This is a genomic window from Cellulophaga sp. BC115SP (assembly GCF_009905545.1).
In the GTDB taxonomy this organism is placed as follows: Bacteria; Bacteroidota; Bacteroidia; order Cytophagales; family Spirosomataceae; genus Flectobacillus; species Flectobacillus rivi.
Map to the genome: position 1 here is coordinate 141,445 of NZ_JAAALB010000007.1, position 13,239 is coordinate 154,683.

Below are 13,239 nucleotides of genomic sequence, written 5' to 3' on the forward strand. Positions count from 1 at the left end.
TACTTTTTGTCAAAGTCACTAAATTACCCATTCGCTAATTCGCTCAATAACTATTCTATGTTAACAGTCGATATTTATAGTAAAAATACTTGGTGGAAAATCGCCTTTCTATTCGTTTGCGTTATTATTGGGGCATTTTCCTTGTACTTCACTGACCGTATTGTTTCGAAATTAGAAGAACGAGAAAAGGAACAAATTCAGATTTATGCTGAGTCGTTTAAATTTATGATGACGAATGATTTGGACAAAGATGTAAATTTCTTTTTCGAGAAAATCAAAAAAGCTAACGAGAATATCACGATTCCTGTCATTTTGAAGGACGGCTCTGGGTATTTGACAGCCTCAGAAAGTATCCAAATTCCGCCAGGACTAAATTCGAAAGAGCAACAAGCTTTTTTAAGGGATAAATTGAATGAAATCATGCGAGATGATAATCCCCCTATTGAGCTAGACATGGATTTTCATAAAGAATATGTCTATTATGGAAATTCCCATTTGTTGAATATGCTTAGGTACTACCCTGTATTTCAGCTGATTGTGGTTTTGATTTTTGGTTTGGCAGCCTATTTGTTTTTTGATGCATCGCGCCGTTCTGAGCAAAATAGAGTATGGGTAGGTTTGGCCAAAGAAACCGCACATCAGTTAGGAACACCTCTATCCTCATTAACAGCGTGGGTAGAATTTTTTAAATCAGATCCAGCTTTTGATCCAGAAATCGTAAAGGAATTAGAAAAGGATGTCCAGCGACTCGATGTAATTACGACACGTTTTTCTAACATAGGTTCGATACCTGTACTCAAAGAAGAAAATGTAGCAGAGACCGTTGAGGTATTTTTGAGCTATCTCAAACGAAGAATCTCTTCGAAAGTATCGCTTACCATTGAAAATCATCTAACGCATCCAACCGTTAAGATTAATAAGTATTTGTTTGAATGGGTTATTGAAAATATCTGTAAAAATGCGGTAGATGCTATGACAGGTGTTGGGGCATTGAAAGTAACCATGGAAAATGGGAAACATAATCAGATTATTATTGATATTTCGGACACAGGAAAAGGTATTAGTAAACAAAATCTGAGTAAAGTGTTTAATGCAGGTTTTAGTACCAAAAAGCGAGGTTGGGGTTTGGGATTAACCTTAGCTAAACGTATTATCGAAAATTATCACAATGGAAAGCTATTTGTCAAGTATTCGGAGGTAGGGAAAGGTACTACATTCAGAATAATTATCGCAGGAATGACTGATGAAGTAGTTTAAATCGAAGGGCTTGAGATATATCTCAAGCCCTTCGATTTTTTCAAACAAAATTAGATAAGTGTTGTTACTAAAGAGTAGTATTAGCAAAGCTATTACTACTCTTTTATATTTGTAGTAAAGATGGAAAAAGATACTCCTTAAATTATAGATAGTTAGTAATAGCGTTGATGAATATATGAAAAAAGCAATTAATCCAGTAGTTGAATTAGTGAAGGCTTGGGAAGTGTTTGAGAATGAGAATCCAACAGGAAACTTAGAAGCGTTTTGTCAGGATTATTTGCGAAAACAACAGTTAGCAAAGTTTAAGAGTGTTGATGAAGGGTATATACATCACACAGGAGGAAGGGCAGCCAAACCGTCGAATGGATTAGGAAAAGCATTGGTGCGTGTACAAAAGTATCTTCATTTTTACATTAAAAAAACCATGCAAAATCTACCAATAGATAACATTGAGGATTTTGCCTATTTGTCGGATTTACATTTTATGGGGGCAATGCGTAAAAGTGAATTGATACACCGTAATATTTCTGAATTTACTTCGGGAACTAATGTTATCAATCGATTGATAAAAAATGGTTTTGTAGAAGAGTTTAACGACCCTGACGATGCTCGTTCCAAACAAGTAAAAATTACCCAGTCAGGCGTAAACTGGATTATGAGTTGTTTGCCAGATATGATAAAGGTAGATTCGGTATTATTTCAAGTTTTACAATCCGACGAACGCGAAGTATTGTTTCATATTTTAGCAAAACTTGATCGTTTTCATACGAGTGTTTATTCCGAAATGCGAGCATTAGAAATTGAAGATATTTTGAAAAAGGTAATCTAGTAAATAAGAAAGGGTCTATTTCCATCAGAAATAGACCCTTTCTTATTTGTCATGTGCTTATTAATGACTATTTACACAAAACATCTGGCATTGAGCTGTTGATAGAATGAACACTGCCTGTAGTTACTGTTTGATTATCGTAGTAAAACAAAATACCACCCACATCGAACATGAAATCATAAACACCACCTCTTTTCAAAATAGTAGAAGTAGCAGTGATGATATTTGAGGCATTTCTAGTTGCTTTACCGATGTAGAAATATCCACCACCAGCTTTTTTTGCATACATGTGAATATTGTCTGCATTAGACGTTTTATTGGCATCCTTACACTTTAGATTTGCTTGAAGTTCTATGAAATTAGCAGGAGCTGGCATATTGATGGTTGCCGACGAACCACTTGGATATGGGTTATTGACTGTTGTTATTACTTCTCCTAATGAGTTTTTGACTACAATTTTAGTAATATCATTTGGCGTAATAATAGAGTTGTTTAATCTATCAGTCGTTTCAAATACAACAGCGCCGTCGTTTACGTCTACAATAAATGTTTCGCTAGCATACTGTCCAACTGACCCTCCAAATGCTAAGGAATAAGATTTGATAGCCATAATCATAGCAGGTGTAACATTATCACCAAAGGCTGCTTTTGCGGCTGCAACATCTGAAGGGTTATTTGAGTTACCAGAAACACTGATACCATTAAATGAAGCAAAAAATACAGAAGTTAAGTGATTGATGGTTCCTTTAGCTTCTAATTTACCATTGGCATTGGTCGTTAACTTTACACTTCCTTCATATTTAAATACTTTAGTATCTTCATCATAAGAAGCAATGGCAATCAAGTCTCCTGCTGCTAAAGGTTTGCCTGTAGTTGGGTCTGTAGCTCCAGTCGGAAACTCCGTTTGAACATCAATTTGTCCTGAGAATGATTTTACTTTTTGGTTTTTATCATTCGAAATCTCAATGTCCATGCCTACCACTGGCTTAAAAGTAAACGAAGGAATAGGCTGGTTATTTTTATCCAAAACTTTACTCACATCACTCAAGTCAATATTGACAGGTGTCTTAGTAGCATCAGTTTTAGTCACTACTACGTTTACACTACCGCCAACGGTTTGTCCGTCACCATCTTTCATCGTAACACCCGATGGAATATTTACTGTTGCTTTTTCTTGTACAGTTGATGTAGTCGAAGTAGCTGCGGTAATAGGTGCTGAAGTTGTACCTGATGCTGGAACAGTAGCAGGTTGTTGAACAACAGATACCCCTGTTGGTGGCGCTGCAATTTTGGTCAACTTAACAACTAAGTTCTGATCTTTTGTACTTGTGATTTCTACTGGAGTAATGCTACGCAAGTATCCGTCAGCTTCTGCTATGATAAAAAACTTGATTGGAGCATTTGCACTAGGAACACTATTTGATTTGGCAGCTAGGGTCAAAACGTTTTGCTTTACCGCTAATGTTTTTCCTCCAACACTATTTACAACTTTGGCTGTATCTGCACCACCAAGTGTGATTTTGATATTACTAGGTAAGTCGCCTGCGCTAACATTGCTAGGTTGGAACTGAACTACCACATTTGAGTTGGCTAAGGCAACAGGAAGTTTAAGTGTTACCCCTTCTAGTGGAGGAGTACATGCGTACCACGCACCTGCTAGCATAAAAGCACCTAAAATATATATAAGCTTTTTCATAAGTATTCGTTTTTAATTAATTTTTACCTTGAATTTTCATTATTTACTCAGCTTGTAGGTAATGCTGAAAGTGATGTTTGGTACAAATGAGTAGTTTTTGATGTTTTTCTCAATATCTGCGATATTTTGGTCCGTCAAAATCGACTCAATCATACCAGTACGAGGTACTGCCAATTTTGGAGAGCCTGTGTAATACGTGCCCAAATCAACCGAAAAACCTAATTTGTGCTTAGGGATAGCTCTACCAAAACCAAGTCCTAGGTAAGGACGTACTTTGTTACCCGAAACAATCAAACGAGCCGTTCCAAATTCTTCTGCATCCAATTCTACATCTTTCGCCAATTTAAAGCGTCCAGTTTTTTGAGCAGGCTCTACATCTACGTAAAAGTCTCCACTACCATAGGATACACCACCTACTAATTTGAAAGAACTTTTCTTAAAAGGATGCCAATCTACCTTTGCTCCCAAAAGCATAGAAGTAACTGTTGGATTAATCAAAACATCTGACGCTCCGTCTCCTAGGTTTACTTTAATGGGATTTTTTACGAAATTTTTACTGTCTAAAAATTCAGCTGAGATACGTAAATTAAACTTGCCAGGTTTTAGTTGTCTTGCTAAACCTGCACCAAAGCCAAAGCTGCCAAATTGGAGATTAATAGAATTTCCCAGAGCAGGTTTGCCACTCTGTGCTGTCGCAGCATTGCCCACCAAAAGAGCGGAGAGGATTAAAAGGTAAAACTTTTTCATACATGAGATTTTTAAAATGAGACTTAATAAAGCACGCTCAAATATCATTCTAAAAATTCTAAGGATGGTACTTAAAGGACACAAAACTGAATGGAAATTTATTTTTCGGAGGATAAAAACCAAATAGGTCAAAAAAATATCTTTTTAGTTATATTTTTTTGAAAATAAAATTGTTTAGAAAAAGAGGTGTTTGTATTGTATTGATAATGAGGGTGTTATGATTTAGAGGAGGCTTTTCTACTCAATACTGAGTAGAAGATTACTAAAAAACTACAAAAATAAAAAAGTCCAACCTTTCGACTGGACTTTCCTTTTTATGCTTATTCCCACTCAATTGTTGCTGGTGGTTTTGACGAAATATCATAAACAACACGGTTCACACCTTTTACTTTGTTGATGATGTCGTTAGAGACTTCAGCCAAAAATTCATAAGGTAAATGACACCAGTCGGCAGTCATACCATCTACAGAGGTTACTGCACGAAGCGCTACTACTTTTTCGTATGTACGTTCATCGCCCATTACACCTACCGATTGAATTGGTAGCAAAATTGCACCCGCTTGCCATACTTGGTCGTATAGTCCTTTTTCCTTTAGTTTACCAATGAAAATAGCATCTACGTTTTGAAGAACATCTACTTTTTCTGGTGTAATATCTCCAAGAATACGAATAGCCAAACCTGGACCAGGGAAAGGGTGACGACCCAAAATATTTGGATCAATTCCTAAAGTCTTACCAACCAAACGAACTTCATCTTTGAATAAAGTATTGAGAGGCTCAACAACTTTCAATTTCATGTAGTCAGGTAAACCACCTACATTGTGGTGAGATTTGATGGTAGCAGAAGGACCTTTTACTGAAACAGACTCAATTACGTCTGGATAAATAGTACCTTGCCCTAACCATTTTACATCCTCAATTAAATGAGCTTCTTGGTCAAAAACATCAATAAATGTTTTACCAATGGCTTTTCTTTTTGCTTCAGGATCCGACAAGCCTGCTAATGCTGTATAGAATTGTTCTTTGGCATCAACGCCTTTTACATTCAATCCCAAGTTTTTGTAAGATTCGAGTACCTCTTCAAATTCGTTTTTACGAAGTAAGCCGTTATCTACAAAAATACAATATAAGTTTTTGCCAATAGCTTTGTGAATCAACACAGCTGCAACTGAACTATCAACACCTCCTGAAAGCCCTAATACGACTTTATCATTACCTAATTTTTCTTTCAAATTAGCAACTGTCGAGTCTACAAATGAGTCCGAAGTCCAGTCTTGACTACAACCACAAATGCCAACAACGAAGTTTTTCAACATGTCTTTTCCTTCCAAAGAGTGTGTTACCTCTGGGTGGAACTGAATACCATAGGTTGATTCATCCTTGATTTTGAAAGCAGCTACTTTCACTGAATCCGTAGAACCAATGATTTCGAAGTTTTCAGGAACTGACATGATTGTATCACCATGTGACATCCATACTTGAGAATCTTCCGAAACGCCTTCCCAAAGTTCAGATGATTGAACTTTCGTCATTTTAGCACGACCATACTCACGGTGTCCTGAGTTAAATACTTCACCACCAGCAGTATGTGCCAAAAGTTGTGCTCCATAACAAATACCTAATAAAGGTAACTTTCCTCTGAAAAGAGACATATCCACTCGTGGAGAATCCTCTTCACGTACAGAACAAGGACTACCTGAGAAGATAACTCCTTTTACATCGTCACCAATTTCAGGGATATGATTGAATGGATGAATTTCGCAATAGACGCTTAGCTCGCGCACACGACGTGCAATCAATTGCGTTACTTGAGAACCAAAATCGAGGATTAATATTTTTTCGGTCATGATACTTTGGAATTAGGATATTGATAATTAGGGGTTTAGCCTATCAGCAAGTCCTACGTGTCTAAAAAGAAGGTGCAAATTTCGGAAAAAAATACATAGCTTATTCAAAAATGCTATAAAATATCTTCCTAAAAATGAAGGAATAGTGTCGTATGTCTCTAAAGTATGATGAATTGTACAAGGTTTTTCATTTTTAATATATTTAGTAACAAAAAACGGTATAAAGAATACTTTGTCTTTATGCCATTTTTGTTAAAACTGAAAGTAAATAAATTGTGCTGGCGCCTGATACATACCCATAAACAAGGTAGCAAAGATAATTCCGTAATATAGAAGCCAACGAAACCAGAGTGGTCTTTGGCTAAGTTTTTCTCTAATATGAATACCCCTTTGTGCCCAATGAACGCTTTCCATTATCACAAGTGCCAAGATGACCATGACAAAATTGAGTTCGCCTTTGTTGAGCATCACATTTTTGGCAAAAAACTCACTGTTGCTCAATTGGCTTATCTGTTGTGGTAAATCTGTAAACAAATGACTTACAATGTATGATGCTGTTTGGAAGTCTTTTGCACGGAAAAAAATCCAAGCAAAACTTGTTAGTCCAAAAATAGTGAATACCTGAAGAATATTGTAGAATGTTTGCCATGTTGCTAATCCAAGAGAACGCACAATTTTATTACGAATATCTTTAGTTTGATTAGCAAAAATCAAGTAAAAGCCATGAATAGCACCCCAAATTACAAAGTTCCAACTAGCACCATGCCAGATGCCACTTACTAGAAAAACGATAAATAAATTAAATTCTCGACGCCATTTGGATACCCTATTTCCACCTAAAGAAATATACAAATAGTCTCTAAACCACGTAGATAGAGAGATATGCCAGCGACGCCAAAATTCTGAAATAGTTTTTGAGAAATAAGGACGGTCAAAATTCTTCATTAATTCAAAGCCCATTACCTGTGCTGAGCCTAAAGCAATATCAGAATAACCAGAAAAATCACAGAATATTTGAATTGAGAACAAGCAAGTCGCAATAATTAATGGTAAGCCTGTATATCCTTGAGGTTGGTCATATACTTGTCCTACCATAGCGGCTAATCTATCAGCAATGACTACTTTTTTGAACATTCCCCAGGCCATTAATTTGAGACCATCAGTTACATTTTTATAATCAAAATAATGTTCTTCATGAAATTGATGCAGTACATTTTGTGGGCGTTCGATAGGTCCAGCCACCAGTTGTGGATAGAACATCACGTAGAGTGAGTAAATACCAAAATGCCTCTCAGCTTTCTGATTGCCTCTGTAAACCTCTATGGTATAGCTCATTGCCTGAAAAGTATGAAATGATAAACCAATCGGTAGAAGTATTTCTAAATAAGGAATAGGATTTTGAAGAGCAAAACCTTTGAGTAGCCAAGTGATATTTTCGTTGATAAAATTATAATACTTAAAAACGGCCAAAACACCGATATTGGCAATAAGACTCATGACTAGAAACCACTTTCGTTGATTACCTTCGCTTTGTTCTATAAAGATACCCGCATAATAGTCAACGATAATGGTAAAGCCCAAAATAACCATATAAATGGGTACAAATGCCATGTAGAAATAACATGATGCGATCAGTAGCCAAAGCCATCTGAATTTGTGAGGTAACAAGAAATAGCCAATCGTCACGATTGGAAAAAACACTAAAAATTCAATTGAGTTAAAAAGCATAATGTAAAAAATACCTGTAGGGGAGCCCCCTACAGGTTGTTGATTTCTTCTTCTGAGAGTCCAGTGAGTATTTTAATATTTTCAATACCGAGACCCATAACCTTTGCTTGACGAGCAATATGTCGTTGTTCTTCTTTTTTTCCTTCTAAAATACCTTCTTGAATTCCTTTTTCTAGTCCTTCTTGGATACCTTTTTCTAATCCTTTTTCAAGCCCCTCTTGAATTCCTTTTTGAATTCCTTTCTCCATACCCTCTTTCAAACCCTCTTGCATACCTTTAAGGAGTCCTTCTTCATGGGCAGTTTCCACGGCATAGTCGTATGTGGCTTTGTTATCCCTAAATACTTTGAGACTGTATTCGTACCTTTCCCAATCTTCTCTATCCATTTTGGCTAGTTCGGCTACTTCAAAGGCATGGGTAAATACTTCATCTTTAAATAACTCTGGTATGTTCTGAAAGTCTTCGAGATTTTTGATGAAATATAGCCACTTATCTAATCGCGTGTGCAATTGAGTTTCCTCTTTTTTGAAATTGGGCATTTCAAGATAGATGTAGGTCAACTTATCATAAAATACCTTTCCATGCTGATTTTTGAGATTGATGGTATGAACGACTTCTGACTTTTCAGGTTCAGATTCGTAATCATCGAAGGTGAAATCCAGCACGCCAATACAGTACACCGCTTTGAGATTGTAATTCCAGATACCTTTTTCGGCTTGCTCCCGAATCGGAAAAGTCGAGTAATAAATAGTCCTTTCTCTGAAATAATTCTGTTTGGCTTTTTGTAATTCTACAATAAACTTTTCACCATTTTGATTTTCACAATAAATATCATAAATGGCTTTTCGGTCATAAGGCGTAAAGCCTAATTGTTCATTGTTTTTGAAGGTGAGTTCTACGATTTGGTCTCTTTCGGGCAAAAGGGAGTTTAGGAAGTCAATAAGTTGTGGCTTACTGGCTTCTTCACCAAAGATTTTCTTGAACCCGAAGTCCGTAAATGGATTAAGATATTTTGCTTTCATGTTTATAAAGGAGTAGTTCTAAAATCCAAAGTTAGATAATTTTTATGACTTACTCTTTATAATCATAGAAGCTTGATTTCCATCTGTTTGAGCTAGAAGTCAAAACTATCCAATAATTCTACAATCCGATAGGTCCAAATCTTGCGTCCTTCAGCATTAGGGTGATTTTGAGAATCAAAATATAAAGCATCGTCCATGACACCAGTTAGGCTATTCCCAATAATTGGGCAAAATAATGTATTATTCAACACCGTTTCATACTGCTGAATAGCCTTTTGATTTTGTTCGAAATACCCCTCAGAACAACTGCCTATTACCCAAAACAGTTTTGCTTGTTTTTGGGTAGCGTATCTGTTAAAGCTATTTACTTCTTCGATTTGTTGATTCAGCGTGCTATCTACTACCAATGCGGGTAAAGAATTCTTGATATAAGGGGGCTGTCCCAAATGCGAAACTAAATCACCTTTTGTATCAAAACCCTGACTGGTATAAATATTACTAAAAGAGGATTCTTTAGAAATGTGAGCCATATCCCATAAGCTTAAAAAAAAAGACTTTGAGATATACCAATAATAGGCTAAACGCCCATTCAAACGTTCTGAAAATGTAAATGAAGAACGCCAATCACGAGCCTCAGAGAGATAGTCGCCCGTAATTAATTGAGGAAAAAGATTCCCTTTTTGAGAAGTCTGGTAATCGACCACCAATAACACAATATCGTTTGGCTGAAGATGACCTTCGAGTTGTTTTAACATAAAACTACTTCCCAAATCAGAGTCAAGTGCCATGTTTACAACAGGCAAATTAAAATCATTATGTAAAATAGTGCTATTGATGCCAAAAGCAGCCGACGAGCTTCCCGTAATGATGATGCGAGGAGACGGTGTTTCTTCCAAAAGCTTTTGCTTTTGTAGAATGGCAGCATGATAACAGTTTTTTGAAGAAGGTATAAAATTGAGATAAGTAAACACAATTAACCATAGAAATACCAAAGCACCTACTAGGTACTTTATGATTTTGAGGATGCTTGGGTACAGGTTATATGCGTACTCTAAATACTTCACAGAGTCGATGTGTCAGAAAATATAATGTATTGATTTGACAAAAATAGCATAATATAACAGATGCCAACCTATTTCTTTTTAAAATAAAACCGAATGCCATGATATGCTTAATTTATATTAAATGAGTTGATGTTTGAGGATACGAAACATTTGTTTTTTATTTGTAGATTGAAAAGAAAACGTAATAAGTTTTAACCTTCATTATGATTTAGTAATCTGCTCATAAACTTTGTTTGTAGATTCAAATAAATTTGGGTGTTTTAGAAAATCTCAAAAAATACCCCTACGATATCAGCTTTCATGCTTGAAACACTTGAATTATGACTAATTTCCCTAGATATATCTCCAATCGTATTCAAAATACAGCATCTCAATCATTTTCGACTACAGTTACCAAAATCGGCATAGGCAGCATTGCTTTGGGATTGATGGTTATGATTATTGCCTTTGGTATATTGTTTGGTTTTAAGGATGCAATTCGACAAAAACTCTTTAGTATTACACCCCACATTCGCGTAGCCAAATTTTCGGCTAATGAATCTTATGAGGAATATCCTATTACGAAACAAACTGATTTGTATCGTCATTATAAAAATATTCCCGACATAAAGCATTTACAGGTATCAGCTCAGAAAGCAGGTATTTTAAAAACACCTGAGGAAATGTTAGGCGTGGTGATGAAAGGCATTAGCAGAGATTTTGATACAACCAATTTTCATTCTGTCATGATTGCGGGAAAGCCTATTCAATTTAACGATACCACTTATTCAAAAGATATTTTGATTAGTAAAATCATTGCAGATAAGCTAAAATTGGATGTTGGTGATAACGCAATTATTTACTTTTTGAACGCTCCAGATCGCCCTCGAAAATTGAATGTTTCTGGAATCTATGAAACAGGTTTGGAGGAATTTGATAAAACTTTGATTATTGGTGATTTAGGGTTGATTCAAAAAATAAATGGTTGGGGCGCTGATTCCGTTGGGTCTTATGAGATATACTTGAAAGATTTCGACTCCATACAAGCTTCGTCGAAAGTAGTTCAGGATAAAATGCAACCTGATATGAAGCTCGAAAAGGTGACGGATAAATTTATGGGTTTGTTTGACTGGCTTGGAATGTTGGATCGAAATATGGTGATTTTTCTTACCCTAATCTTGTTTGTGGCTTGCTTCAACATGATTTCGATATTACTCGTGCTCATGATGGAACGTACTCCTATGATTGGACTTTTTAAAGCACTTGGTAGTTCCAACTGGCAAATTCGTAAGATATTCCTATGGAGTGGCTTTTTGATGATTTTTAAAGGTATGGTTTACGGTAATATTATTGGTATTGGCTTTTGCCTTCTTCAACAATATTTTAAACTAATTCCGCTTGATCCTGCCAACTACTACATGAACACTGTCCCAATAACCATGAATTGGGGTGTCATTTTGCTTCTTAATCTCGCAACAGTGTCATTAGTGTTGTTTGTTTTATTAATTCCGACCTTCGTTATTACAAGAATTCAACCTATTAAAGCCATTATTTTTAAGAAGTAAAAAAGATTGATTGTGACTTTTTCATGAATAGTCGTCTGATAAAGTAGAAGGTACATATTCCTTCCTGCTATTATTGATCACTTAAACAGTATCCTCATGAAAAAGTTCTCTTTGGCTGTATTGGCTATTTTTATAGCCAACTGTTTTCCTATTGCCTCTATTTCACAAGCACAAACTTCACCTTGGAGTATTGGTGTAAAAACTGGCTTTGGCTCTATTATCGGCGATGGACAGGCATTCACAGGTAGTTTGACCTATGGGATGTTTATCGAAAAAAGAATGACTGAAAAGTTTTCGTTAAATGCTAGTTTTGATTTCGGTTCTATAGCAACCAATGCTTATTCTGGATATACTTATACAGGAAAAACAAGCTTCTTCCAGACGGCGGTCTTAGCGAAATATCAACTTGGGAAAGGAGAGGGAAAAAAGCCTACATTCTCGCCATTTGTTGGTTTGGGCGTGATTGCATATAACCCGCAGGTTAGTCAAAATGGCGCAGTCATTCGTTATGCGGATGGTACTGCAAGTAGCCCTGAAGGTGTAAATGACTTGATTATTCCATTTGGATTTGAGGTAGGGTTTAAACTTTCAGAAAAAGCAAAACTTTCGTTTGTAGCACAGTCAGGATTTGCCTTTACAGATCGCTTGAATGGCACAGTAGGGGTAAGTAACCCTTCGGCTAGTATGCCTGATGGTCATAAGTTTGTGGGCAAAATTAGCGATGTTTCAGGTGCTTCGAGTAATGATTTTACGAGTTTATTTGGCCTTAAATTAGGGTTTTCTATTGGAGATAAAACTGATAAATAATTGATGTAGGATTACGTATAAGGGGATAGGGTGTTTACTTTATCCCCTTTTTGTATATAATGCTAATTCAAAAATCAATAAAATGGCTTGGTTCGAAAGAGCTTCAAAGTCTACTACATCGACTGAATTTAGTAACAGCGCGTCCTCTGCGTGTAATAGCCTATCTTGAACCTCGAAAGCGCCATCAACCACATACACTAAGATATCTTTATGGTTATTGCTTAAAGATAATTCGCCTTTTTGCCTTCCATCAAACTGTCCTATCCACGATGACGCAGGTATTGGTAGTATTTCATTTTTACTCACCTGAATCGAAATATCGTTAAGTTCTTCTGCTAGTACATTGGAATATTTTGCAATAAAAAATGTAACCATTTCATCTTGATAAGGATTAAGTATCTCAGAATATAGGTTTGTTTGCAAAGAAAATGTTTGATGTTCTTCAATACATTTTTGTCCTATTCGGGTGTTTTCTACATATAAATCACCAATGTAGGGAATAATCAAGACAGAGTGAACGGAAGAAACAGGTAGACTAAAGGTGCAGTTAGGCAAAAGCAATACCTTTTCTACATATTCTAGCTCGTAGTTTTGTGTTTCACCTTTTTCCCAAATATGAGTCTTGTGAAAGGTTGGTGTTTGCGTATGTGGTTGCATATCGGACAGAATGATACGCCCTTCAGTTTGTGTAATCATAG

11 protein-coding genes are annotated in these 13,239 nt (G+C 36.1%); 4 read left to right on the plus strand and 7 right to left on the minus strand.

All coding sequences use genetic code 11. The features are described from left to right. The first annotated feature begins 57 nt into the window (after positions 1–57). Positions 58–1,257 carry a PAS domain-containing sensor histidine kinase gene (locus GVN22_RS07955; RefSeq protein WP_166550504.1) on the plus strand — a complete coding sequence of 400 codons (1,200 nt, stop codon included), beginning with the start codon at positions 58–60 and terminating at the stop codon, positions 1,255–1,257. Between the two features lie 175 nt (positions 1,258–1,432). Next, positions 1,433–2,086: a MarR family winged helix-turn-helix transcriptional regulator gene (locus GVN22_RS07960; protein WP_166550505.1), complete on the plus strand. Its 654-nt coding sequence runs from the start codon at positions 1,433–1,435 to the stop codon at positions 2,084–2,086. A gap of 67 nt (positions 2,087–2,153) precedes the next feature. On the opposite strand, the gene GVN22_RS07965 is transcribed toward GVN22_RS07960, so the two are convergent. The 6 genes from GVN22_RS07965 to GVN22_RS07990 form a co-directional block, all read right to left on the minus strand. Further along, the gene (locus GVN22_RS07965; protein ID WP_166550506.1) at positions 2,154–3,782 is read right to left on the minus strand and encodes a hypothetical protein; all 1,629 of its coding nucleotides are present in this window, start codon (positions 3,780–3,782) and stop codon (positions 2,154–2,156) included. Positions 3,783–3,821: 39 nt separating this feature from the next. Beyond that, positions 3,822–4,529 carry a hypothetical protein gene (locus GVN22_RS07970; protein WP_166550507.1) on the minus strand — a complete coding sequence of 236 codons (708 nt, stop codon included), beginning with the start codon at positions 4,527–4,529 and terminating at the stop codon, positions 3,822–3,824. Between the two features lie 320 nt (positions 4,530–4,849). After that, positions 4,850–6,376, minus strand: coding sequence for a glutamine-hydrolyzing GMP synthase (guaA, locus tag GVN22_RS07975; RefSeq protein ID WP_095161867.1), 1,527 nt, complete (start codon positions 6,374–6,376; stop codon positions 4,850–4,852). 252 nt (positions 6,377–6,628) lie between these two features. Then, positions 6,629–7,987, minus strand: a complete 1,359-nt coding sequence (locus GVN22_RS07980) for an MBOAT family protein (RefSeq protein WP_205690815.1) — start codon at positions 7,985–7,987, stop codon at positions 6,629–6,631. Positions 7,988–8,133: 146 nt separating this feature from the next. Continuing rightward, positions 8,134–9,126, minus strand: coding sequence for an Rpn family recombination-promoting nuclease/putative transposase (locus GVN22_RS07985; protein ID WP_166550509.1), 993 nt, complete (start codon positions 9,124–9,126; stop codon positions 8,134–8,136). A gap of 92 nt (positions 9,127–9,218) precedes the next feature. Continuing rightward, positions 9,219–10,190 (minus strand): hypothetical protein, encoded by a 972-nt coding sequence (locus tag GVN22_RS07990; protein WP_166550510.1) that lies wholly within the window; start codon positions 10,188–10,190, stop codon positions 9,219–9,221. Positions 10,191–10,510: 320 nt separating this feature from the next. Between GVN22_RS07990 and GVN22_RS07995 the strand changes: the two genes are divergently transcribed. Both GVN22_RS07995 and GVN22_RS08000 read left to right on the plus strand, forming a co-directional pair. Then, positions 10,511–11,734 carry an ABC transporter permease gene (locus GVN22_RS07995; protein WP_166550511.1) on the plus strand — a complete coding sequence of 408 codons (1,224 nt, stop codon included), beginning with the start codon at positions 10,511–10,513 and terminating at the stop codon, positions 11,732–11,734. A gap of 96 nt (positions 11,735–11,830) precedes the next feature. Further along, positions 11,831–12,541 (plus strand): porin family protein, encoded by a 711-nt coding sequence (locus tag GVN22_RS08000; RefSeq protein WP_166550512.1) that lies wholly within the window; start codon positions 11,831–11,833, stop codon positions 12,539–12,541. A gap of 39 nt (positions 12,542–12,580) precedes the next feature. On the opposite strand, the gene GVN22_RS08005 is transcribed toward GVN22_RS08000, so the two are convergent. Further along, entirely contained in the window at positions 12,581–13,237 is a 657-nt protein-coding gene (locus tag GVN22_RS08005; protein WP_166550513.1) for a hypothetical protein, read from the minus strand. Between the last annotated feature and the right edge of the window lie 2 nt (positions 13,238–13,239).

Bases quoted from the DNA above. Each gene is read 5' to 3' on its own strand.
- GVN22_RS07955 (WP_166550504.1), top strand. From the start codon at position 58: ATGTTAACAGTCGATATTTATAGTAAAAATACTTGGTGGAAAATCGCC.
- GVN22_RS07960 (WP_166550505.1), top strand. From the start codon at position 1,433: ATGAAAAAAGCAATTAATCCAGTAGTTGAATTAGTGAAGGCTTGGGAA.
- GVN22_RS07965 (WP_166550506.1), bottom strand. From the start codon at position 3,782: ATGAAAAAGCTTATATATATTTTAGGTGCTTTTATGCTAGCAGGTGCG.
- GVN22_RS07970 (WP_166550507.1), bottom strand. From the start codon at position 4,529: ATGAAAAAGTTTTACCTTTTAATCCTCTCCGCTCTTTTGGTGGGCAAT.
- guaA (WP_095161867.1), bottom strand. From the start codon at position 6,376: ATGACCGAAAAAATATTAATCCTCGATTTTGGTTCTCAAGTAACGCAA.
- GVN22_RS07980 (WP_205690815.1), bottom strand. From the start codon at position 7,987: ATGGCATTTGTACCCATTTATATGGTTATTTTGGGCTTTACCATTATC.
- GVN22_RS07985 (WP_166550509.1), bottom strand. From the start codon at position 9,126: ATGAAAGCAAAATATCTTAATCCATTTACGGACTTCGGGTTCAAGAAA.
- GVN22_RS07995 (WP_166550511.1), top strand. From the start codon at position 10,511: ATGACTAATTTCCCTAGATATATCTCCAATCGTATTCAAAATACAGCA.
- GVN22_RS08000 (WP_166550512.1), top strand. From the start codon at position 11,831: ATGAAAAAGTTCTCTTTGGCTGTATTGGCTATTTTTATAGCCAACTGT.
- GVN22_RS08005 (WP_166550513.1), bottom strand. From the start codon at position 13,237: ATGATTACACAAACTGAAGGGCGTATCATTCTGTCCGATATGCAACCA.